Below are 21,868 nucleotides of genomic sequence, written 5' to 3'. Positions count from 1 at the left end.
ACATTCCGAACCCGGAAGCTAAGCCTTTCAGCGCCGATGGTACTGCAGGGGGGACCCTGTGGGAGAGTAGGACGCCGCCGAACAATTTTTGGGAAAACCCCGCACCTTACGGTGCGGGGTTTTCTGCGTTTCAGGGTATTTCTGTGAGACACGAGAGCGGGACCTAGAAGGTCCCGCCCGGTCACAGGCGGCCCGCAGCCTTCAGTTCCAGATAGGCGTCGGCCAGGGCAGGTGCCAGCTCGTCCGGTGTCGCGTCGACGACCGCCACGCCGTGCCGGCGGAGCTGGTCCGCGGTGCGACGGCGTTCCGCCTGGGCCTGCGCGGCGGCGGCAGCCTCGTACACGGCATCCGTGTTACCGCGGGCCTTCGCCATCCGGGAGACGTGCGGGTCCGCCACCGAGGCCACGAGGACCGTGTGGCGCTGTGTCAGCTGAGGCAGAACAGGGAGCAGCCCCTCTTCGATCGGTGCCGTGTCGAGTGTCGTGAACAGCACGATCAGGGAGCGCCGAGGAGCCGAACGGAGCGCGCTCGCCGTGAGACCGCGCGCGTCGGTTTCCAGCAGTTCCGGCTCCAGGGTCGCCATCGCGTTGACCAGAGAAGGCAGCACGTCACCCGCCGTCCTGCCCTGGACCAGGGCGCGTACGCGGCGGTCGTAGGCGAGGAGGTCGACCCGGTCGCCGGCGCGGGAGGCCAGGGCTGCCAGGAGCAGGGCGGCGTCCATGGAGGCGTCGAGGCGGGGGGCGTCGCCCACGCGGCCGGCGGACGTGCGGCCCGTGTCGAGGACGAGCAGGATGTGCCGGTCGCGTTCGGGGCGCCAGGTGCGGACGGCGACGGTGGACTGGCGGGCTGTCGCGCGCCAGTCGATGGAACGGGTGTCGTCGCCGGGGACGTACTCGCGGAGGCTGTCGAACTCGGTGCCCTCGCCGCGGGTGAGCACGCTGGTCCGGCCGTCGAGTTCGCGGAGGCGCGACAGCTTGGACGGGAGGTGCTTGCGACTGGCGAACGGGGGCAGAACGCGCACCGTCCAGGGGACCCGGTGGGCGCCCTGGCGGGAGAAGAGGCCCAGAGGGCCGTACGAGCGGATCGTGACGCGGTCCGTCTGGCGGTCGCCGCGGCGGGTGGGCCGTAGGCGCGTGGTCACGCGGCGGCGTTCGCCAGCAGGGACCGTCAGGCGGTGGCGGGAGGCCGCCGGCTCCGTGCCGGGCTGCCAGCTGCTGGGCGGCCAGGCGTCGCGGAGGTGGGCGCGGAGCGGACGGTTGGACGGGTTGGCGACGGTCAGGGTGACGTCGGCGGATTCGCCCAGCCGTGTGGAGGTGTCGCCGGAACGGGACAGGCGCAGGCCGCGTACCGGGGCGGCCAGGGCGAAGTCGCAGGCGCAGGCCAACGCCAGCGGGGCGTTGACCGCGAGGATGCCCGTCCAGCTGGGGTCCCAGATACCGATGGGGACCGAGCCCAGGGCCGCGAGGAGGGCGGCGCGTCCGGTGAGTGCCATCAGCGGGGGGCGGGGACGTGGGCGAGGATCGCGTTGATGACGGAGTCGGCGGTCACGCCTTCCATCTCGGCCTCCGGGCGGAGCTGGACCCGGTGGCGGAGGGTGGGGAGGGCGAGGGCCTTCACGTCGTCGGGGGTGACGTAGTCGCGGCCCGTCAGCCAGGCCCATGCCCGGGAGGTCGACAGCAGTGCGGTGGCTCCGCGCGGGGAGACGCCGAGGGTGAGGGACGGCGAGTCGCGGGTGGCACGGCAGATGTCGACGACGTAGGCCGTGATCTCCGGGTGCACCGTCGTCTTGGCGACCTCGGCGCGGGCCGCTTCCAGGTCGGCGGCGTTCGCGACGGGGCGTACGCCGGCGGCGTGCAGATCGCGCGGGTTGAAGCCCGTGGCGTGGCGGGTGAGGACGTCGATCTCGTCCTGGCGGGAGGGGAGCGGGACGGTCAGCTTGAGGAGGAAGCGGTCCAGCTGCGCTTCCGGCAGGGGGTAGGTGCCCTCGTACTCGACCGGGTTCTGGGTCGCGGCGACCAGGAACGGCTCGGGGAGCGGGCGGGGGGTGCCGTCGACCGTGACCTGACGTTCCTCCATGGCTTCGAGGAGGGACGACTGGGTCTTCGGGGGCGTGCGGTTGATCTCGTCGGCGAGGAGCAGGTTGGTGAAGGCCGGGCCGGGCTGGAAGGAGAACTCGGCGGTGCGGGCGTCGTAGACCAGGGAGCCGGTGACGTCGCTGGGCATCAGGTCGGGGGTGAACTGGACGCGCTTGGTGTCGAGCTCGAGGGAGGCGGCCAGGGCGCGGACGAGGAGGGTCTTGGCGACGCCGGGGACGCCTTCGAGGAGGACGTGGCCGCGGCACAGGAGTGCGACGACGAGGCCGGTGACGGCGGCGTCCTGGCCGACCACGGCCTTGGCGATCTCGGCGCGCAGGGCCTCGAGGGCGGCGCGGGCGTTGCCCGGGTCTCCGCTCTGCCCGGCGTTGTCAGTGGTCGGGTCCATCATGGACGGCGTACCTCTCTTTCGAGGGCGTCGAGTTGGTCGGCGAGGGCGATGAGTGCCGCGTCGTCGCCGGGCGGCGGGCCGTGGAGAAGGGTGTGCAGGGACTGTCCGTCGCCGTGGAGGTGGGCGGACAGCGCGGGGAGCAGGGCCTCGGGCGCGTGCGCCTGGGCGACGGGGACGCCTACGAGGGGGGCGAGGCGGGTGCGGGTGGCGGAGCGAAGAGCGGCGGCCGCACGGTCGCGGGCGTTGGCCTTGCGGTAGAGGCGGGCGCGGCCCTCGGTGGTTTCGGAGGCGCGGATCGCCACGGGGAGTTTTTCGGGCACCAGGGGGCCGAGTCGGCGTGCCCGCCACAGGGCGGCCAGGGCGGCGGCGATGAGCAGTTGCAGCGTGCCCCAGAGCCAGCCGGAGGGGAGCAGGTCGAAGAAGCCGCGCTCGTCGTCCGGGGCGGTGGCGTCGGAGAGCGAGGGGAGGTACCAGACCAGATGGGTGCGGGAGCCGAGCAGTTGGAGGGCGAGCGAGGCGTTGCCGTGCTCATCGAGGCGCTTGTTGTAGAGGATGTCGCGCGCGCCGAGGACGATCGTGTCGCCCGGGGTCGCTTCGCCGGACGACGGCGATGTCTCGGGGATGCGGAGCAGGGTGGCCAGGCGCTCGCTGGGGTAGCAGGCGTCGGCTCGCAGGTGGGTGCTGGTGTAGCGGATGCCGCCCGTGTCGGCGGTGCCGGCGCGGCGGGCGGCGGGCAGGTCGCAGTCGGGGGACAGCGTGGAGTCGAAGCTGAGCGCGGGGTCGGCGGTGACGCCGGGCGCGAGCCGTTCGACGGAGGAGCCGCCGGGGGCGATGAGGACCGTGCGTCCGCCGGAGCCGGCGGTCGCGGAGTGCAGCTCGGTCTGCTGGCGCTCGGTGAGCAGGTCGGGGACGGCCACCAGGAGGGTGGTGTCCGGCCCGGTCGCGGCGCGGGCGTCGTCCAGGGTGGTGACCACCCGGGTGGACACGCCCCGGTCGGCGAGGAGTTCGGCGACGGCGCGGCTGCCGTAGGGGTCCGCGGAGCGGGGGTCGAGCTCGCCGTGCCGGGCGTCGGAGCGGACGACGGCGATCGCGACGGCGCCGGCGAGCAGCAGCACGAGGGCGAGCGTGATGCCCCGCGCGCGGGTCCACAGGTGGCGGACGGTGGGCGAGGCCGAGGTGGTGGGGAGTGTGGCCTCGGTGGTCATCCGGCGGCTCCCCGGTGGGTGTTCGGGTCGTCCGCGCCGTCGGGGGTGCCGGCGACCAGGAGCGGTTTGCTGCGTTCGAGGTCGCGGTCGAGGTCGGCCAGGCGTCGGTACGACTGCTCGGTGCCGGGCCGGCCGCCGTATGCGACGTCGTCGAAGTCCCGGGCCGCGGCGCGCAGCCGGTCGCCGTGGGCGGGCAGGGCGCGGCCGGCTTCGGTGGCCGCCTCGTCGGCGGTGCGGCCGGGGCGGATGTCGAGGAGGGCGCGTTCCTCCAGGGCGCGGACGACGGCCCGCATGCGTTCCTGGACGGCCTGGCTCCAGTGGCCCTGGGCGGCGTGCGCCTCGGCGGCGGCGCGGTGGTCGGCGGCGCTGCGGGGGCCGTCGTCGAACAGGGCGGGAGCGGAGACGGGCGTGCGGCGCGGGGTGCCCAGGCGCCACCAGAGGGCGCCCAGTACCGCCAGGACGGCCACGACGATGACGATCAGCCCGAGCGTCCCTCCGGGCGTCGCGGTGGAGGCCCTGGCGAACAGCTCGTCGATCCAGTCCCAGAGGGCGTTCAGGGCCCGCTGGATCCAGCTGGGGTCGTTCTCGTGGTACATGCGCTTGGACAGCTCGCGCCGCGCCGCCTCCTGTGCGGGGTCGCGTGGAGTCGTCACCGGCGGTTCGTCGCCGGAGCGTGCCAGGGACAGCACGGAGGGGTCGCCGGCGCGCAGCAACGTCCGTACGGCGGCGCGTGGCAGCACCTCTGCGAGAACTCCCCCCGTCGCTCTCACCGCATCAGCTCCCCGGGACGGCGCCGGGGCTGCCGGGGCCCTGGACGCCGGCGGCGCGGGCCAGTTCGAGGTCGAGGGCCTCGCGGCGGATGCGCTGGTCGATGTAGAGGAGCACCGTGACGCCCGCCGTGATCGGGAAGGTGATCATGGAGCCGATCACCGAGCCGACGCCGCTGACGACGAGGAAGGTCCAGCCGAGGTCGCCGCCGCCTTCGAGGAATCCGCTGACTCCGTCGCCGCTGAGGGTGGCGGCGAGGAAGGTGAAGGGGATGACGATGATCGAGGCGACGATGTTCGCGATGACCGTCGCGAGCAGCTGGATGCCGAAGACCCGCCACCAGGAGCCGTTCACCAGCTTCGTCGAGCGGCCCATCGCCTTCTTGATGCCCTGCTTCTCCAGCATCAGGGCGGGGGAGGCCAGGGAGAAGCGGACCATGAGCCACACGGCGACGAGGGCGCCTGCCAGGAAGCCCAGGGCGGTCAGGGCCACGCCTCCCTCGCCGCCCGCCGTGGCGGTGACGAGGAGACCGGGCAGCATGGCGACCAGGAGGATGCCGGCGACCATCAGCAGCAGCAGGACGATCAGGCCGAACAGCTTGATCACCTGAGGGCGGGCGTCCCGCCAGGCCTCGCGGGTGGTCACCGGCCTGCCGAGGACGGCGCGGCTGGTGACGGTGGTCAGCAGGGCCGTGGCGACGACGGTGCCGATCAGGGAGATCAGGAAGATGACGCCGGAGTTGACCGTGGTGGCGGTGAGCGCGTCGGCGAGTTCGCTCAGGGTGGCGTCGGGGTCGTTGAGGGCGTCGGAGCTGGTGTTGTCCAGGACGAGGCCCTGGAGCAGCACGACGATGATCTCCGTGAAGATCGCGACGGTCAGCGAGATGCCGAGGACCGTGCGCCAGTAGGTGCGCATGGTGGAGACCGCGCCGTCGAGGATCTCGCCGACGCCGAGCGGGCGGAGCGGGATCACGCCGGGCTTGGCCGCGGGCGGCGGGCCGCCCCAGCCGTAGCCGCCGGGGCCTCCGTAGCCACGGCCCTGGCCGCCGTATCCGCCCGGGGGCGGGGTGCCCCAGCCGGTGCGGGGCGGTGGGGGAGGCGGGGTCTGGCCGGGGCCGGTGGGTGCGGACCACTGGCCGGGTGGCGGCTGCTCCTTGGACCACTTCGTGCCGGGGCTCGTCGGTTCCGCGTTCGGCCGGTCCGCGGGTTCGCCGGTTGCCGGGCGGTCGGCGGGGCCGGACGCGCCGGGCTCCTGCCCGTCGGACGGGGCGGATCCGGGCGAGGTCCAGCCCGGAGTGTCGTTCATCGTCGCTCCTTCACGGTGCCCTTCCGCGGTCGCGGCGGCAGGTTGGCAGCCATCGTGCCATGGGGTGGTCGGCTGTGGACCGGGCGAGGTAGGGGCAGCGCACCTTCAATTGTCCCCGGGAATGGGGGCAGACTGACCGCATGGCTGATCAGTACGCGCAAAGCGGCGAGGACAAGCGGCCGACCGAGATACCTGTCATCCGCTGGGAGGAACCCCCGGAGGGCCCGGTGCTGGTCCTGCTGGACCAGACGAGACTGCCGGCCGAGGAGGTCGAGCTGGTCTGCACGGACCCGTCCGCGCTGGTGGAGGCGATTCGCTCGCTGGCGGTGCGCGGGGCACCGGTGCTCGGCATCGCGGGCGCCTACGGGGTCGCGCTCGCCGCCGTCCGGGGCTTCGAGGTGGAGGAGGCCGCCGCCGCGCTGGCGGGGGCGCGTCCCACCGCGGTGAATCTCGCGGTAGGTGTGCGCAGAGCTCAGGCCGCGCACCAGGAGACGCTCGCCAGGACCGGTGACACCCGGCAGGCCGCCGTGGCCGCGCTGGCCGCGGCGCGGGCGCTCCACGCGGAGGACGCCGAGGCCAGCGCCCGGATGGCGGCGCACGGTCTGGCGCTGCTGGACGAGCTGCTGCCCGCCGGCGGGCACCGTGTCCTCACCCACTGCAACACCGGGTCGCTGGTGTCGGGCGGTGAGGGGACGGCGTTCGCGGTGGCGCTCGCCGCGCACCGGGCGGGGCGGCTGCGGCGCCTGTGGGTGGACGAGACGCGTCCGCTGCTGCAGGGTGCCCGCCTGACGGCCTACGAGGCGGCGCGCAACGACATTCCGTACACCTTGCTCACCGACAACGCGGCCGGTTCGCTGTTCGCGGCGGGTGAGGTGGACGCGGTGCTGATCGGGGCGGACCGGATCGCGGCCGACGGCTCGGTGGCGAACAAGGTGGGAAGCTATCCGCTCGCGGTGCTGGCGCGGTACCACCATGTGCCGTTCATCGTGGTGGCGCCGGTGACGACGGTGGACGCGGAGACGCCGGACGGGGCGTCCATCGAGGTCGAGCAGCGCCCCGGCTACGAGGTGACCGAGGTCACAGCGCCTCAGGTTCCGGTGACGGGAGCGGGCGGCGGGATTCCGGTGGCTCCCCTGGGGACGCAGGCGTACAACCCGGCGTTCGACGTGACGCCGCCCGAGCTGGTGACGGCGATCGTCACCGAGGAGGGCGTGGTCTCGCCCGTGACGGCCGAGGCCCTCGCCGGGCTGGGTGCCGGCTCGCGGCGGCCGTCCGGCGGCTGAGCGGGCTTCCTGGCCGTCTCGCGGCGGCGGGTGAGCGGCTGTTGCGGTCCGTAGTGCCGCGCGGACGTGCTGTGAGCGCGGCCGGGCGGCGGCGGAGCGGGGCAGACAGTGATGGCTCGGTACGACTATCGTCACAGGCCAGTGACCTCGCTCACCAGCACCTCTGTCGTCGTTACGAGAATGGGATGATGTCGTTTATGAAGGGACGAGTCCTTGTCGTCGACGACGACACCGCACTGGCCGAGATGCTCGGCATTGTGCTGCGTGGTGAGGGTTTTGAGCCGTCTTTCGTAGCCGACGGTGACAAGGCGCTGGCCGCCTTCCGTGAGACCAAGCCCGACCTGGTGCTGCTCGACCTGATGCTGCCCGGCCGGGACGGTATCGAAGTCTGCCGCCTGATCAGGGCGGAGTCCGGCGTGCCGATCGTGATGCTGACGGCCAAGAGCGACACCGTCGATGTGGTGGTGGGGCTGGAGTCGGGCGCCGACGACTACATCGTGAAGCCGTTCAAGCCGAAGGAGCTGGTGGCCCGGATCCGGGCGCGGCTGCGGAGGTCGGAGGAGCCGGCGCCGGAGCAGCTCGCCATAGGCGACCTGGTGATCGACGTGGCGGGGCACTCCGTGAAGCGGGACGGGCAGTCGATCGCGCTGACGCCGCTGGAGTTCGACCTGCTGGTCGCGCTGGCCCGCAAGCCGTGGCAGGTGTTCACCCGCGAGGTGCTCCTCGAACAGGTCTGGGGCTACCGGCACGCGGCCGACACCCGGCTGGTCAACGTGCATGTGCAGCGGCTGCGCTCCAAGGTCGAGAAGGACCCGGAGAAGCCGGAGATCGTGGTGACCGTCCGTGGCGTCGGTTACAAGGCCGGACCGAGCTGACATGAGCGGGGACAGTGCCGCTTCGGCGCCCGGCCGGTCCGGGGACGGTGCCGGGCGGCCTGTCGGCCACGGGCCCGGGCGCTCGCGCTGGGCGCGTCTGCTCGAGGGCGGGCTGCTGCACGGCGGGGTCCAGGGCAGCCCGGTGCTCCGCCTGTTCATGCGCTGGGTACGCCGTCCGCTGCTGCCCGTGATGCGGCTGTGGCGGCGCAACATCCAGCTCAAGGTGGTCGCCACCACGCTGCTGATGTCGCTCGGTGTGGTGCTGCTGCTCGGCTTCGTCGTGATCGGGCAGGTCCGCAACGGTCTGCTGGACGCCAAGGTGAAGGCGTCGCAGAGCCAGGCCACCGGCGGTTTCGCGGTGGCCAAGCAGAAGGCCGAGGAGACGGCGAGTACGACCGGCGACGAGGGCGCCCCCGTGGACGGCCGTGCGCCGCAGAACGTCATCCAGTGGATGAGCGACCTCGTGAAGTCGCTCTCCAGCGGCGGCCAGGGCGCCTTCGACGTGGTCACGCTCCCCATGGGCGGGGACAGCGGCAGCGGGCGCGGCCCGCGCGCCTCCGGCCTGGTCAACTGGTCGGCCAGTGTGCCCGAGGAGCTGCGCGAGCGGATCGACGGCAATCCGGCGGCGGCCCAGAGCTACACGCGGATCGTTTACGACTCCGACCAGCCCTCCCAGCCGGGCCTGGTCATCGGCAAGCAGGTCAACGACCCGAACGGTGAGCCGTACCACTTGTACTACCTCTTCCCGCTGACGCAGGAGGAGAAGTCGCTCAGCCTGGTCAAGGGCACGCTGGCGACGGCCGGGCTGTTCGTCGTCGTCCTCCTCGGCGCCATCGCCTGGCTGGTGGTGCGCCAGGTCGTCACGCCCGTGCGGATGGCGGCGAGCATCGCCGAGCGGCTGTCCGCCGGGCGGCTGCAGGAACGGATGAAGGTCACCGGCGAGGACGACATCGCGCGGCTCGGCGAGGCCTTCAACAAGATGGCCCAGAACCTCCAGCTGAAGATCAGCCAGCTCGAGGACCTGTCGCGGATGCAGCGGCGGTTCGTCTCCGACGTGTCGCACGAGCTGCGGACGCCGCTGACGACCGTACGGATGGCGGCCGACGTCATCCACGACGCGCGCGTGGACTTCGATCCGGTGACCGCGCGGTCGGCAGAGCTGCTGGCGGACCAGCTGGACCGGTTCGAGACGCTGCTGGCGGACCTCCTGGAGATCAGCCGCTTCGACGCGGGTGCCGCGGCGCTGGAGGCGGAGCCGATCGACCTCCGGGAGGTCGTGCGGCGGGTCGTCAGCGGGGCCGAGCCGCTCGCCGAGCGCAAGGGCACGCGGATACGCGTGGTCGGCGACCAGCAGCCCGTCGTCGCCGAGGCGGACGCCCGGCGCGTGGAGCGGGTGCTGCGCAATCTCGTCGTCAACGCCGTCGAGCACGGCGAGGGCCAGGACGTCGTCGTCCGGCTCGCCGCGGCCGGCGGCGCGGTCGCCGTCGCGGTGCGCGACTACGGTGTCGGGCTCAAGCCCGGCGAGGCCACCCGGGTCTTCAGCCGCTTCTGGCGGGCCGACCCGGCACGCGCGCGTACCACCGGTGGTACGGGACTCGGCCTGTCCATCGCCCTGGAGGACGCGCGGCTGCACGGCGGCTGGCTGCAGGCCTGGGGCGAGCCGGGCGGCGGTTCGCAGTTCCGGCTGACGCTGCCCAGGACGGCGGACGAGCCGCTGCGGGGCTCGCCGATACCGCTGGAGCCGGCGGACTCGCGGCGCAATCGCGGGCTGAACGACGCCGGTCTCCAGGACGGCGGCCACGCGCACGGCGCGGACAGGGCGGCCACCGTCCCGGCGCAGGCGGCGCTGGGCCAGGCGCCCTCGGCGTCCGCCCGGGGCCCGATACCGCCGCGGCCGTCCGCCACTGCCACCGCCGATCCGACGGCGCTGCCCGGCAACGGCGCGCGTGTGGTGCCGCGGCCCGCCTCGGGCGCCCGTACACAGGACGGCACGCCCGGGCCGGAGGCGGCGAGCCGCCCGGACGCCGGGCCGGAGGAGCCGAGCAGGCAAGGGGAGGCATTTCGTGGGCGCTGACCGCGAGGGGAGCGGCCGGCGGACGCCGACGCGCGCGGTGACGTACGCGGTCTGCGGCGTCGTACTGCTGGCGGGGTGTGCGTCCATGCCCGACCACGGGGATCTGCGGGGCGTGGAGTCCACGCCCCGGCAGGACCCGCAGGTGCGGGTGTTCGCGATGCCGCCGGCGGAGGACGCCTCGCCGGCGGTGATCGTGCAGGGCTTTCTGGAGGCCCTGACCAGCAACGACCCGCATTACGAGACGGCCCGCAAGTACCTGACGGCCGACGCGGCGAAGACCTGGCAGCCGGAGCGGTCCACGACGGTGCTGGCGGGCGGGGCCGGGACCGAGGCCGATCACCTGGCGAGCCGTGAGGACACCGACGACTACTCGTACTCGGCCACGCTGACGGGTACCAGGGTGGCCACGGTGGACTCGCAGCAGTCGTACTCGCCGGCATCGGGACAGTACCGCGAACCGGTGCACCTCACCCGTGACCCGAAGAGCCGGCAGTGGCGCATCGACGTCCTGCCGCAGGGCGTGGTCATGGGCAAGTCCGACTTCCAGCGCACCTACATGTCCGTCAACAAGTACTACTTCGCCTCGAACACCGTTCCGAAGGCCCAGGCCGGTACGAGTGCGCAGCCTGCGGCCGTCGCCGATCCGGTCTATGTGCGCCGGCTGGTGGACCCGCTGACCCAGGCCGTGCGGTCGCTGATCGGCGGGCCGACGCGCCTGCTGGGGCCCGTGGTCAGGTCGAGCTTCCCGACCGGTACGGCACTGGCGGACAACGTCGACTCGCTGACGCCCGACGACCGCAACAAGCTGGAGGTGCCGCTGAACGCCAAGGCCGCCGGGGTCGGTGCGGACAAGTGCGACGAGATGGCGACGCAGCTCCTGTTCACCCTGCAGAACCTCACGCCCGCCGTGGACGAGGTGGAGCTGACCTCGGGGAACAAGCGGCTGTGCTCGCTCGGCGAGGACCGGGCCGAGACGGTCGCGACGCGCGGTTCGGCCCAGCGGCCCGACTACCTGTACTTCGTGGACGCCAAGCACCGTCTGGTGCGGATCGCCGCGGGCAGCACCGCCACCCACCCCGAGACGGTGCCCGGGGCGCTGGGCGAGGGCACGACGGCTCTGCGGTCGGTGGCGGTGTCGCGGGACGAGCACAGTGCGGCCGGTATCGGCTTCGACTCCAAGTCGCTGTACGTCGCCTCGCTGGTGCCGGGCAGCTCGCTCGGCGACCCGCTGCTGGTCAGCGCGGGCAAGACGGAGGCGGACCGGTTGACGCCGCCCAGTTGGGACGCGCAGGGCGACCTGTGGATCGCCGACCGGGACCCGAAGAATCCCCGGCTGCTGCTGTTGCGGGAGGGCGCGGGCGAGCCGGTGCAGGTGCGGCTCCCCGGGCTGGACGGACGGGTGCAGGCCGTGCGGGTGGCGGCCGACGGGGTGCGGATCGCGCTCGTCGTGGAGAAGGACGGGGAACGGTCGCTGCTCATCGGGCGGATCGAACGCGACGGGCGGGCCGGCGAGCAGCCCACGGTCACCGTCGTCGAACTGCGCTCCGCCACGCCCGAGCTGGAGGAGGTCACGGCCATGTCCTGGGCCGGTGACAGTCGCCTCGTGGTGGTCGGGCGCGAGCGCGAGGGCGTCCAGCAGATCGGATACGTCCAGGTCGACGGCTCCACGCCGGAGGCATCGGTGCCGGCGGCGCTGACCGGGGTCAAGGAGATCGCCGCGACCGAGGACGAACGGCTGCCGCTGGTGGCGTACTCGGAGGACCTGATCGTCCGGCTGCCGTCCGGCATGCAGTGGCAGAAGGTGACGGAAGGGACGGCGCCGGTCTATCCGGGGTGAGGCCGGTGCCGACGCGCGTTCACCCGGGCGGGTGACGCCGGGCGGCGTCGGCGCGGGGTTGTCCCCAGGGAGCGCCCGGGAGTTTTCCACAGGCCCGGCCGGGCGGTGCGGGCGTGGGCACAGTGGTGGCCATGCGCGGATGGTGGCGGGACCTCGGCGACCTGGTGCTGCCGGCCGAGTGCGGAGGCTGCGGCAGGGCTCGCACGGTGCTGTGCCCTCGGTGTCGTGCGGCGCTGAGCGGGGGCGCGCCGTGCCGGGTCCGTCCGGATCCGGAGCCGCCCGGGCTGCCGGTGGTGCACGCGGCGGCGCGGTACGCGGACGAGGCGCGGGCCACGCTGCTGGCCCACAAGGAACGGGGTGTGCTGGCCCTCGCCGGGCCACTCGGCACGGCGCTGGCCGGGGCCGTGCGGGCCGGGCTCCGGGAGGCGGGCGCGGGCTCGGGCGAGGCGTGGTCCGGGGGTGCGGGGGAGCCGGTGCTGCTCGTGCCCGTGCCCTCCGCGCGCCGGGCGGTGCGGGCGCGCGGTCATGATCCGGCGCGGCGGATCGCCCTCGCGGCCGCGGGTGAGCTGCGGCGGACCGGGACGTCTGCCCGGGTGCTCGCCGTACTGCGGCAGCGGCACGCCGTGGCGGACCAGTCGGGGCTGGGTGCCCGGCAGCGACGGGACAATCTCGCCGGTGCGCTGGCGGTGGCCCCGGGCGGGGCCCGGCTGCTGGGCGGCCGTGAGCCGGTCGTCCTCGTCGACGACCTGATGACCACGGGGGCGTCCCTCGCGGAGGCGGCGCGTGCCGTGCGGGAGGCGTGCGCGGTCCCGGTTGAGCGGGAAGCGGGTGCGGACACGTACAGGACGGCGAGATCGGCTGTGTATTCGTCGGCGGCATGGGAAGGCAGAGAGGAACGGAAGAACGGGCCCCGAAAGGCGGGTCCGTACGGAGGCGGTGACGTGATCCGTGAAGTGATCTGCGCGGCTGTGGTCGCGGCTTCACCAGATGCTTTCGAAATAAACCGGAACTGATCGAATACATGCTTCGTTGCAGGTAATGAGAAGGTCAATTCACCGGAACGGAGGTACGTCGCGGTAGAGGGTGACGACATCCGTCCGGGCGAGATATGTTCGGTTGTGAGGCAAAGCCGCAGGCCACACCTCTCTAATCCGAATGCCGTACTGCGGGTCCAGCCGTCATCACCCGCACCGGTGGAGTGGATACCTCGCCCGCGGGGGAGGAGGTGGAAGTCACCGAGTCCGAGGTTCCGGGACAACCGGAACCTGGTGCAAAAGGGAGATGCTCCGCCGCCGAAGCGGAGCGATCCGGGAACGGAGTTCTGCGTGGACATCGTCGTCAAGGGCCGCAAGACCGAGGTGCCCGAGCGGTTCCGGAAGCACGTGGCCGAGAAGCTGAAGCTGGAGAAGATCCAGAAGCTCGACGGCAAGGTGATCAGCCTCGACGTCGAGGTGTCCAAGGAGCCCAACCCCCGACAGGCCGACCGCTGCGACCGAGTGGAGATCACGCTCCGCTCCCGCGGTCCGGTGATCCGGGCGGAGGCAGCGGCGAGCGATCCGTACGCGGCGCTCGACCTGGCGGCGGAGAAGCTCGGTGCCCGGCTGCGCAAGCAGCACGACAAGCGCTTTTCGCGGCGCGGAGCGCGCCGGATCTCGGCGGCCGAGGTCGCCGATCACGTCCCCGGCGCCGCGACACTCAACGGGAACGGAGAGATCGTCCCGGAGGAGAAGCAGGACGGCGTACCCACCAAGAAGATCGGCTCGCTCGAGGTCCAGGGCGACGGCCCCCTCGTCGTCCGCGAGAAGACCCACGTGGCCGCGCCGATGACCCTCGACCAGGCCCTCTACGAGATGGAGCTGGTCGGGCACGACTTCTATCTGTTCGTCGACTCCGAGACCAAGGAGCCCAGCGTCGTCTACCGGCGGCACGCCTACGACTACGGCGTGATCCACCTCACGACGGACACGATGGTCACGCAGGCGCACGCCCCCGAGGCGGGCGATGCGCTCGGTGGCTGACCACGCCGGGTGACAGTCGACCGGTGCCCCTGGAGCGCGCGTGCGCCCCCAGGGGCACCGGCGTGCGACGGTGCGCGAGGTATGCGACCCCCGCGCGGTCCGCTCTGTCACCCCCGTGTCGGCGCGGCATGGAATCATGGCGGCAACCACCCAACCGGTGGGTCGTTGCCTTGGGTTGGCGATGGCTCAGGACCACAGGCCAGGCCTTCAGGGGGAGGAACGATGGCGGACAGTTTCGGACCGATGCGGGACGAGGGCGCCGACGACGGCGTCGTCGGCATGGGCCCGGACGCGGGGTCGTCACGCGAGGAGCCGATCAGGGTCCTGGTCGTGGACGACCACGCCCTGTTCCGCCGCGGCCTGGAGATCGTGCTCGCCGCCGAGGAGGACATCCAGGTCGTCGGGGAGGCCGGTGACGGTGCCGAGGCCGTGGAGAAAGCTGCCGACCTGCTGCCGGACATCATCCTGATGGACGTGCGGATGCCCAAGCGCGGCGGGATCGAGGCGTGCACCTCCATCAAGGAGGTGGCGCCCAGCGCCAAGATCATCATGCTGACGATCAGCGACGAGGAAGCCGACCTCTACGAGGCGATCAAGGCGGGCGCCACCGGTTATCTCCTCAAGGAGATCTCGACGGACGAGGTGGCGACCGCCATCCGCGCGGTGGCCGACGGACAGTCGCAGATCAGCCCGTCCATGGCGTCGAAACTCCTCACCGAGTTCAAGTCGATGATCCAGCGCACCGACGAGCGCCGGCTCGTGCCCGCACCGCGCCTCACGGACCGCGAGCTGGAGGTCCTCAAGCTCGTCGCCACGGGAATGAACAACCGGGACATCGCCAAGGAGCTGTTCATTTCGGAGAACACCGTGAAGAACCACGTGCGCAACATCCTGGAGAAACTGCAGCTGCATTCCAGGATGGAGGCCGTGGTGTACGCGATGCGGGAGAAGATCCTCGAGATTCGCTGACGGCCTGTCGCCGCCCGCGGATCAGGCGAGCAGGAGGGACAGTTCCCTCGTGAGCGGCTCGCGCAGCTCCGGCGCGTCCACCCGCTCGACGCGCACGTCCGTGCAGTCCACCCAGCTCGCCGCTTCGACCAGGGCCTGGGCCACCGCCGGGGCCGCCTTGGGGCCGTCCAGCGTGACCTGCCTGGCGACCAGGGTGCGTCCCTCCCGTGCCGGGTCCACGCGGCCGACGAGCCGGCCGCCGGCCAGGACCGGCATCGCGAAGTAGCCGTGCACCCGCTTCTGCTTGGGCACGTAGGCCTCCAGGCGGTGGGTGAAGCCGAAGATCCGCTCGGTCCGCGCGCGCTCCCAGATCAGGGAGTCGAAGGGGGACAGCAGCGTGGTGCGGTGACGGCCGCGCGGGGGTGTCTCCAGGGCCGCCGGGTCCGCCCAGGCCGGCCTGCCCCAGCCCTCCACCGTCACCGGGACCAGGCCCGAGTCGGCGATCACGGCGTCGACCTGCTCGGCCTTGAGGCGGTGGTAGTCCGCGATGTCCGCACGGGTGCCGACGCCCAGGGACCGGCCGGCCAGGCGGACCAGGCGGCGCAGGCACTCGGTGTCGTCCAGATCGTCGTGCAGCAGCGTCTTCGGGACCGCGCGCTCCGCCAGGTCGTACACCCGCTTCCAGCCGCGGCGCTCGACGCACACCACCTCGCCGTACATGAGGGCGCGCTCGACGGCGACCTTCGTGCCCGACCAGTCCCACCACTCGCTGGTCTTCTTCGCCCCGCCGAGGTCCGTCGCGGTGAGGGGGCCCTCGGAGCGGAGCTGCTTGATGACCTGGTCGTAGGCGCCGTCGGGGAGGTGGTGGTTCCAGTGCGGGCGGTTGCGGTAGGCGCGGCGGCGGAAGGCGAAGTGGGGCCACTCCTCGATGGGGAGGATGCAGGCGGCGTGGGACCAGTACTCGAAGGCGTGCGTGTCCGTCCAGTAGGCGTTCTCGACGGTTCCGCGGCCGACGGCGCCCAGGCGGGCGTACGGGATGAGCTCGTGGGAACGGGCGAGGACGGAGATCGTGTCGAGCTGCACCGCGCCCAGGTGACGGAGTATGCCGCGGACGCCGGCGCGGCGGTCGGGGGCGCCGAGGAAGCCCTGTGCGCGGAGGACGATGCGGCGGGCCTCGTCTGCGGACAGGTCCGTGGCGGGGGGCGGGAGGGTCGTCATGCGTCCGCACGATAGGGGGTGGGTCTGACAGTGGGGGTGAGGGGTGCGGTGGGGTGAACGGGGGTGAGGGGTGCGGGGTGTTGGTGCCGGCCGGGGGTGGGGTGCGTTGCCCGGCGTTGCGGGGTGCCTCCCCCCTCTCGGCTTCTCCCCCACGCTCGGCTGCGCTCGCGCGGGGGGACCCCCACCGCTCACCCGTGCCGCCCCTGGGGGAGGCGCGACTGCCCGCGGCCATGGCGGCGTGGCGCGGCTGCGGCGGGGTGGTGCGCTGCTGCGGCTGGGTGGCGTGGTGGTCAGGGGTGGGACGGGAGGTAGGGGGATGTCGAGGGGAGGGAGAGGTCCGAGGGGAGGAGGGAGGCTATCCAGCAGTCGCGGCGGGTGCCGTTGTTGTTGATCGCGGAGCGCAGCGTGCCCTCCATGATGAAGCCGACACGCTGGGCCACGGCGCGGGAGGCCGTGTTGCCGACCTCGGCGCGCCACTCCAAGCGGTCGATCGCCCGGTGGCCGAAGGCCCAGCGGGCGACGGCGGAGGCGGCCTCGGTGACGTAGCCGCGCCCGCGATGTTCCTTGATGCCCCAGAAACCGATCTCGCCGGCGCCCGGGGCGATCATCGTGACGCCGAGCATCCCCACCAGGTCACCGGAGGGCAGGAAGAGGCCGAAGGTGAACATCGAGTCGTTCGCCCAGCCGTCGGGGACCAGCCCCTCCGTGAAGCCCCGCGCGTGTTCCAGGAGGTAGGGCGAGGGGATCGTCGTCCAGCGCTGGATGTCGGGATCCTGGCAGGCGGCGTACACGGCCTCGGTGTCCTGGGGGCCGACCGTGCGCAGGACGAGGCGGTCGGTGGTGAGCGTCTGGGGTTCCATCGGCCGATTCTGCGGGGCGACCCGCGACACACGCCATCCTTTTGCCGTGCGTGAACGAGCGGTCACTTTTCGTGCATTTGGACGGCGGGTGCGGCACCATCCGCAGGCCTCGCACGTTGAACCATGTGACAGCGACCGGAAGCAGGATGAAGGAGCGCGCGGTCCCCGCCACGGCAGGCCTCCCGGGGCGGCGGGGTCCTCGCATACGATGGCCGTTGCTCAGTCAGTCAAAGGAAACCGACCGTCCCAGGCCCGACCGGCAAGGAGACCAACCCCCGTGTCCGTCCTCTCGAAGATCATGCGTGCAGGCGAAGGCAAGATCCTGCGCAAGCTGCACCGCATCGCGGACCAGGTCAACTCCATCGAAGAGGACTTCGTCGACCTCTCCGACGCCGAGCTGCGGGCCCTCACCGATGAGTACAAGCAGCGCTACGCCGACGGCGAGACTCTGGACGACCTGCTGCCGGAAGCCTTCGCCACCGTCCGCGAGGCCGCGAAGCGCGTCCTCGGCCAGCGCCACTACGACGTGCAGATCATGGGCGGCGCCGCCCTGCACCTGGGGTACGTGGCGGAGATGAAGACCGGTGAGGGCAAGACCCTGGTCGGCACGCTGCCCGCCTATCTGAACGCCCTGTCCGGTGAGGGCGTCCACATCGTCACGGTCAACGACTACCTGGCCGAGCGCGACTCCGAGATGATGGGCCGCGTCCACAAGTTCCTCGGGCTCGAGGTCGGCTGCATCCTCGCCAACCAGACGCCGGCCCAGCGCCGCGAGATGTACGCCTGCGACATCACCTACGGCACGAACAACGAGTTCGGCTTCGACTACCTGCGCGACAACATGGCGTGGTCCAAGGACGAACTCGTCCAGCGCGGCCACAACTTCGCCATCGTCGACGAGGTCGACTCCATCCTCGTCGACGAGGCCCGTACGCCGCTGATCATCTCCGGCCCGGCCGACCAGGCCACCAAGTGGTACGGCGACTTCGCCAAGCTGGTCACGCGCCTGAAGAAGGGCGAGGCGGGCAACCCGCTCAAGGGCATCGAGGAGACCGGCGACTACGAGGTCGACGAGAAGAAGCGCACGGTCGCCATCCACGAGTCCGGCGTCAGCAAGGTCGAGGACTGGCTGGGCATCGACAACCTCTACGAGTCGGTGAACACCCCGCTCGTGGGTTACCTGAACAACGCCATCAAGGCCAAGGAACTCTTCAAGAAGGACAAGGACTACGTCGTCCTCGACGGCGAGGTCATGATCGTCGACGAGCACACCGGACGTATCCTCGCCGGCCGCCGCTACAACGAGGGCATGCACCAGGCGATCGAGGCGAAGGAAGGGGTGGACATCAAGGACGAGAACCAGACGCTCGCCACGATCACCCTCCAGAACTTCTTCCGCCTCTACAAGCGCCACGATCACCACGGCAAGGAACTCCCCGGCCTGTCCGGCATGACCGGTACGGCGATGACGGAGGCCGCCGAGTTCCACCAGATCTACAAGCTCGGCGTGGTGCCCATCCCGACCAACCGGCCGATGGTCCGCAAGGACCAGTCCGACCTGATCTACCGCACCGAGGTCGCCAAGTTCGAGGCGGTCGTCGACGACATCGCCGAGAAGCACGAGAAGGGCCAGCCGATCCTCGTCGGCACCACCTCGGTCGAGAAGTCCGAGTACCTCTCGCAGCAGCTCAGCAAGCGCGGCATCCAGCACGAGGTGCTCAACGCCAAGCAGCACGAGCGTGAGGCGTCGATCGTCGCGCAGGCGGGCCGCAAGGGCTCCGTGACGGTGGCGACCAACATGGCCGGCCGCGGCACGGACATCAAGCTCGGCGGCAACCCCGAGGACCTCGCCGAGGCGGAGCTGCGTCAGCGGGGCCTCGACCCCGAGGAGCACATCGAGGAGTGGGCCGCGGCCCTGCCCGCCGCCCTGGAGCGGGCCGAGCAGGCGGTCAAGGCCGAGAAGGAAGAGGTCGAGAAGCTCGGCGGCCTCTACGTGCTGGGCACCGAGCGGCACGAGTCGCGGCGCATCGACAACCAGCTGCGCGGTCGTAGCGGCCGTCAGGGCGACCCGGGCGAGTCCCGGTTCTACCTCTCCCTGGGCGACGATCTGATGCGCCTGTTCAAGGCCCAGATGGTCGAGCGCGTCATGTCGATGGCGAACGTCCCGGACGACGTGCCGATCGAGAACAAGATGGTCACCCGCGCGATCGCCTCCGCCCAGTCGCAGGTCGAGACCCAGAACTTCGAGACCCGCAAGAACGTCCTGAAGTACGACGAGGTGCTCAACCGGCAGCGCGAGGTCATCTACGGCGAGCGGCGCCGCGTCCTGGAGGGCGAGGACCTGCAGGAGCAGATCCAGCACTTCATGAACGACACGATCGACGCCTATGTGCAGGCCGAGACCGCCGAGGGCTTCCCCGAGGACTGGGACCTCGACCGTCTGTGGGGCGCCTTCAAGCAGCTCTACCCGGTGAAGGTCACCGTCGAGGAGCTGGAGGAGGCGGCCGGCGACCGGGCCGGACTGACCGCCGAGTACATCGCGGAGTCCATCAAGGACGACATCCAGGAGCAGTACGAGGCGCGGGAGACGCAGCTCGGCTCCGAGATCATGCGTGAGCTGGAGCGCCGGGTCGTGCTCTCGGTCCTGGACCGCAAGTGGCGCGAGCACCTCTACGAGATGGACTACCTCCAGGAGGGCATCGGCCTGCGCGCGATGGCGCAGAAGGACCCGCTGGTCGAGTACCAGCGCGAGGGCTTCGACATGTTCCAGGCCATGATGGAGGGCATCAAGGAGGAGTCCGTCGGCTACCTGTTCAACCTGGAGGTCCAGGTCGAGCAGCAGGTCGAGGAGGTTCCCGTCGAGGACGCCGCCCCCTCGCTGGAGAAGGCCCCGCAGGACGCCGTCCCGGCCCAGGCCGGTGCGCGCCCGGAGATCCGCGCCAAGGGGCTCGACGCGCCGCAGCGCCGGGACCTCCACTTCTCCGCTCCGACCGTGGACGGCGAGGGCGGTGTCATCCAGGGCGAGTTCACCACCGACGAGGAGCCCGCGCGGTCCTCGGCCGACGGTCTCACGCGCGCGGAGCGCCGCAAGCAGGCCAAGGGCGGGCGGCGCCGCAAGAAGTGACGCAGCGGCGCCTCGGGGCGCCGTAGCGGTGGGAAGGGCCGGGCACCCCTGGGGGAGCCCGGCCCTTCGGCCTGTCCGGTGTGGTGGCCGTGCCCCGCGGTCAGTCGTCGTCCGTCTGCGGCCCGCGGGGGCCGCCCAGTTCCACCGCGGTGCAGCGCCAGCGCAGGTCCCGGCCCTGTTCCAGGCGGAAGGCCATGGCACGCAGCTGGTCGCCCGCGCCGATGCGGGCGAAGACCTCCAGCGCGCCCGGACGGGCCTCGTAGTAACCGATGTCGCGCACGACGGGGAGGGTGCCGCGGGTGCGCAGCGGGCCGCGTTCGGCGAGCCGGGCCAGTTCGTCGTAGGCGCGGCCCACGGTGTGCCGGAGCATCGCGTGCACGGGACGCCGGCCGCTGAGCACGTCGAGGAGGAGCTCCGCGAAGTGGTCCGTGGGACGGAGCTGCGGGACCGGCCGGCGAGGCGTCCGGGCGGGGACGGCCCGGGCGGCAGGGGCGGGCGCCCCCGTGGGGCCGCCAGGAGCGGCAGGGACCGTCCGGACGGCCGTGGGCGGGGTCCCGGCGGGCGCGGCGATCCGGCGGGCGGCGGCCGAGACGCGGTCCGGGACGGCGGCGGTGGCCGCCGCGCGTGCGCTCGCCCTGGCCGTGCCGCCCGGACCGGCGGTCGCCGGGCGGTTGTCGGTGGGCCTCGTACGGGCGCGCGCGGACCGGCCCGGAGAGCCAGGGGGACGTCCGCCCGGCGCCGCGGTCCGGACGCCGCTTCCGCCGGGCCAGCGGGGCGGTACGCCGCCCGGTGCGCGGGGCGTGGCGCCACGGGGAGCGCCGGAGGGCGCGCCGGTGCTCGCGCCGGGTGCGGGGTCCACCAGGGCGAGCGAGGCGCCCTCGGCGGCGCCGGGGACGCGGACGGGTGCGCCACCCGCGGGGGCGGCGGGTACCTGGGAGGTCGGGCGGGTCCTGGTCATGACCTTGCGCAGGGGCGGCACGGTCGGTGTGGGCTGCATGGGACTCCCCGTTCGGTGGCCCGGGTGATACCGGGCGGTAACTTCATGGTCGGGGATCTTGTACGGGGTGGCGGGCGACGGCGGCAAGGAGGCGGAGGGCCGGGTCGGGGTGGCCGGGAGGTTCACCTATCCGAGTGGCCGGGGGCATGGGAACGGCCGGGACGGAGCGGGCGCACCGGGTGAGTTCCGGGGACGGGAGTGGACGCGTCCGGTGCCCTGGGCGGGCGCCCGAAAGGGGACGCCGCACGTATCCTGAAGGCCCTCCGGTGGATCTCCGCCCGGTTCCTGTGCTCTCCGGACTCCCGACCACGAAAGCGGCCGTCATGCGCGTCTATGTCCCCCTGACCCTCTCCGGTCTCGCCGAGGCGCACAGGACGGGGCAACTGGGGGCCGGGCCGCTCGTCGCGTACGCCGTCACGCCGGCGGTGCGCGAATGGGTCCGCTCGGACGACATCGAGGAGCTGGAGTACGCCGCCCTGAGCCGGGCCGCGCTGGCTTCGCTGCGGCTGCTGGCGGCGGACGCCGGGGCCGCGCGACGCCGGGTCGTCGTCGCGGCCGACGTACCCGACGGCGCGGTGGCGGCCGGGCCGGACCGGGGGGCCGATCCGGCGGCGCTGGGCGAGGTGCGGGTCGAGCGGGCCGTACCGCTGGCCAAGACGGCCGCCGTGCACGTCGACTCGGCCGACGCGGAGAGGGACGTGGCCGCCGCGGCCGGTGCCCTGGCGGCGGCGGACGGCGGGGACGACGAGGCCGGGTTCGTCGTGGACGGGGCCGAGGACCACGAGCTGCTCTGGTACGCGACGCAGGAGATCCCGAACCTGGTCGGGGCCGGCGACTGACGGGCGGCGGCCTTCGCCGGCCGTCTTGACTGT

17 protein-coding genes and 1 rRNA gene are annotated in these 21,868 nt (G+C 72.4%); 10 read left to right on the top strand and 8 right to left on the bottom strand.

The features are described from left to right. Positions 1-83 (top strand): 5S ribosomal RNA (gene rrf, locus ACIRG6_RS05050); the annotation flags it as partial. A gap of 98 nt (positions 84-181) precedes the next feature. Here the strand turns inward: rrf and ACIRG6_RS05045 are convergent. The 5 genes from ACIRG6_RS05045 to ACIRG6_RS05025 are packed head-to-tail and all read right to left on the bottom strand — an operon-like array spanning position 182 to position 5,762. Beyond that, on the bottom strand, positions 182-1,492 hold the full coding sequence (locus tag ACIRG6_RS05045) for a DUF58 domain-containing protein (RefSeq protein WP_403320739.1): 1,311 nt from the start codon (positions 1,490-1,492) through the stop codon (positions 182-184). After that, positions 1,492-2,481, bottom strand: a complete 990-nt coding sequence (locus tag ACIRG6_RS05040) for an AAA family ATPase (protein WP_364675079.1) — start codon at positions 2,479-2,481, stop codon at positions 1,492-1,494. The genes ACIRG6_RS05045 and ACIRG6_RS05040 overlap by 1 nt, the downstream gene beginning before the upstream one ends. Further along, complete coding sequence (locus ACIRG6_RS05035) at positions 2,481-3,689, bottom strand: DUF4350 domain-containing protein (RefSeq protein WP_403320737.1); 1,209 nt, start codon at positions 3,687-3,689, stop codon at positions 2,481-2,483. The genes ACIRG6_RS05040 and ACIRG6_RS05035 overlap by 1 nt, the downstream gene beginning before the upstream one ends. Next, a complete protein-coding gene (locus ACIRG6_RS05030; protein WP_403320735.1) occupies positions 3,686-4,429 on the bottom strand; it encodes a DUF4129 domain-containing protein in 744 nt (247 codons plus the stop codon). The genes ACIRG6_RS05035 and ACIRG6_RS05030 overlap by 4 nt, the downstream gene beginning before the upstream one ends. Positions 4,430-4,463: 34 nt before the next feature. Continuing rightward, the gene (locus ACIRG6_RS05025; RefSeq protein WP_403320733.1) at positions 4,464-5,762 is read right to left on the bottom strand and encodes a glycerophosphoryl diester phosphodiesterase membrane domain-containing protein; all 1,299 of its coding nucleotides are present in this window, start codon (positions 5,760-5,762) and stop codon (positions 4,464-4,466) included. 140 nt (positions 5,763-5,902) lie between these two features. Between ACIRG6_RS05025 and mtnA the strand changes: the two genes are divergently transcribed. The 7 genes from mtnA (at position 5,903) to ACIRG6_RS04990 (ending at position 14,818) form a co-directional block, all read left to right on the top strand. Next, entirely contained in the window at positions 5,903-7,045 is a 1,143-nt protein-coding gene (gene mtnA / locus ACIRG6_RS05020) for an S-methyl-5-thioribose-1-phosphate isomerase (protein WP_365022746.1), read from the top strand. A 185-nt stretch (positions 7,046-7,230) separates the two neighbouring features. Next, a complete protein-coding gene (mtrA, locus tag ACIRG6_RS05015) occupies positions 7,231-7,920 on the top strand; it encodes a two-component system response regulator MtrA (protein ID WP_003975799.1) in 690 nt (229 codons plus the stop codon). Position 7,921: 1 nt separating this feature from the next. Continuing rightward, on the top strand, positions 7,922-9,994 hold the full coding sequence (gene mtrB, locus ACIRG6_RS05010; protein WP_365022748.1) for an MtrAB system histidine kinase MtrB: 2,073 nt from the start codon (positions 7,922-7,924) through the stop codon (positions 9,992-9,994). Then, the gene (locus ACIRG6_RS05005; protein ID WP_364822684.1) at positions 9,984-11,831 is read left to right on the top strand and encodes an LpqB family beta-propeller domain-containing protein; all 1,848 of its coding nucleotides are present in this window, start codon (positions 9,984-9,986) and stop codon (positions 11,829-11,831) included. The genes mtrB and ACIRG6_RS05005 overlap by 11 nt, the downstream gene beginning before the upstream one ends. Before the next feature lie 131 nt (positions 11,832-11,962). Then, on the top strand, positions 11,963-12,844 hold the full coding sequence (locus ACIRG6_RS05000; protein ID WP_364675074.1) for a ComF family protein: 882 nt from the start codon (positions 11,963-11,965) through the stop codon (positions 12,842-12,844). 312 nt (positions 12,845-13,156) lie between these two features. Continuing rightward, the gene (hpf, locus tag ACIRG6_RS04995; RefSeq protein ID WP_318213091.1) at positions 13,157-13,849 is read left to right on the top strand and encodes a ribosome hibernation-promoting factor, HPF/YfiA family; all 693 of its coding nucleotides are present in this window, start codon (positions 13,157-13,159) and stop codon (positions 13,847-13,849) included. A gap of 222 nt (positions 13,850-14,071) precedes the next feature. After that, positions 14,072-14,818, top strand: coding sequence for a response regulator (locus ACIRG6_RS04990; protein ID WP_189231065.1), 747 nt, complete (start codon positions 14,072-14,074; stop codon positions 14,816-14,818). A 21-nt stretch (positions 14,819-14,839) separates the two neighbouring features. On the opposite strand, the gene ACIRG6_RS04985 is transcribed toward ACIRG6_RS04990, so the two are convergent. After that, positions 14,840-16,015, bottom strand: a complete 1,176-nt coding sequence (locus ACIRG6_RS04985) for a winged helix-turn-helix domain-containing protein (RefSeq protein WP_364675026.1) — start codon at positions 16,013-16,015, stop codon at positions 14,840-14,842. Positions 16,016-16,305: 290 nt separating this feature from the next. Beyond that, complete coding sequence (locus ACIRG6_RS04980; protein ID WP_364675024.1) at positions 16,306-16,875, bottom strand: GNAT family N-acetyltransferase; 570 nt, start codon at positions 16,873-16,875, stop codon at positions 16,306-16,308. A gap of 277 nt (positions 16,876-17,152) precedes the next feature. On the opposite strand from ACIRG6_RS04980, the gene secA reads away from it, so the two are divergent. Next, positions 17,153-19,999: a preprotein translocase subunit SecA gene (gene secA, locus ACIRG6_RS04975; protein ID WP_364675022.1), complete on the top strand. Its 2,847-nt coding sequence runs from the start codon at positions 17,153-17,155 to the stop codon at positions 19,997-19,999. Between the two features lie 100 nt (positions 20,000-20,099). On the opposite strand, the gene ACIRG6_RS04970 is transcribed toward secA, so the two are convergent. Beyond that, a complete protein-coding gene (locus ACIRG6_RS04970) occupies positions 20,100-20,996 on the bottom strand; it encodes an Rv3235 family protein (RefSeq protein WP_364675020.1) in 897 nt (298 codons plus the stop codon). Between the two features lie 323 nt (positions 20,997-21,319). Here ACIRG6_RS04970 and ACIRG6_RS04965 point away from each other — a divergent pair, with 323 nt between their 5' ends. Next, positions 21,320-21,835: a DUF6912 family protein gene (locus tag ACIRG6_RS04965; RefSeq protein WP_350725864.1), complete on the top strand. Its 516-nt coding sequence runs from the start codon at positions 21,320-21,322 to the stop codon at positions 21,833-21,835. Positions 21,836-21,868: the final 33 nt, after the last annotated feature.

Source organism: Streptomyces flaveolus, from assembly GCF_044765825.1.
GTDB classification, from domain to species: domain Bacteria; phylum Actinomycetota; class Actinomycetes; order Streptomycetales; family Streptomycetaceae; genus Streptomyces; species Streptomyces flaveolus.
This window is presented reverse-complemented; position numbering and strand designations above follow the sequence as displayed.

Excerpts from the sequence above, each read along its gene's own strand:
- mtrA (WP_003975799.1), top strand. The coding sequence starts at position 7,231 with ATGATGTCGTTTATGAAGGGACGAGTCCTTGTCGTCGACGACGACACC.
- mtnA (WP_365022746.1), top strand. The coding sequence starts at position 5,903 with ATGGCTGATCAGTACGCGCAAAGCGGCGAGGACAAGCGGCCGACCGAG.
- ACIRG6_RS04985 (WP_364675026.1), bottom strand. The coding sequence starts at position 16,015 with ATGACGACCCTCCCGCCCCCCGCCACGGACCTGTCCGCAGACGAGGCC.
- ACIRG6_RS05025 (WP_403320733.1), bottom strand. The coding sequence starts at position 5,762 with ATGAACGACACTCCGGGCTGGACCTCGCCCGGATCCGCCCCGTCCGAC.
- ACIRG6_RS05000 (WP_364675074.1), top strand. The coding sequence starts at position 11,963 with ATGCGCGGATGGTGGCGGGACCTCGGCGACCTGGTGCTGCCGGCCGAG.
- ACIRG6_RS04965 (WP_350725864.1), top strand. The coding sequence starts at position 21,320 with ATGCGCGTCTATGTCCCCCTGACCCTCTCCGGTCTCGCCGAGGCGCAC.
- ACIRG6_RS05035 (WP_403320737.1), bottom strand. The coding sequence starts at position 3,689 with ATGACCACCGAGGCCACACTCCCCACCACCTCGGCCTCGCCCACCGTC.
- mtrB (WP_365022748.1), top strand. The coding sequence starts at position 7,922 with ATGAGCGGGGACAGTGCCGCTTCGGCGCCCGGCCGGTCCGGGGACGGT.
- ACIRG6_RS04980 (WP_364675024.1), bottom strand. The coding sequence starts at position 16,875 with ATGGAACCCCAGACGCTCACCACCGACCGCCTCGTCCTGCGCACGGTC.
- ACIRG6_RS04990 (WP_189231065.1), top strand. The coding sequence starts at position 14,072 with ATGGCGGACAGTTTCGGACCGATGCGGGACGAGGGCGCCGACGACGGC.
- ACIRG6_RS05040 (WP_364675079.1), bottom strand. The coding sequence starts at position 2,481 with ATGGACCCGACCACTGACAACGCCGGGCAGAGCGGAGACCCGGGCAAC.
- ACIRG6_RS04970 (WP_364675020.1), bottom strand. The coding sequence starts at position 20,996 with ATGCAGCCCACACCGACCGTGCCGCCCCTGCGCAAGGTCATGACCAGG.
- ACIRG6_RS05045 (WP_403320739.1), bottom strand. The coding sequence starts at position 1,492 with ATGGCACTCACCGGACGCGCCGCCCTCCTCGCGGCCCTGGGCTCGGTC.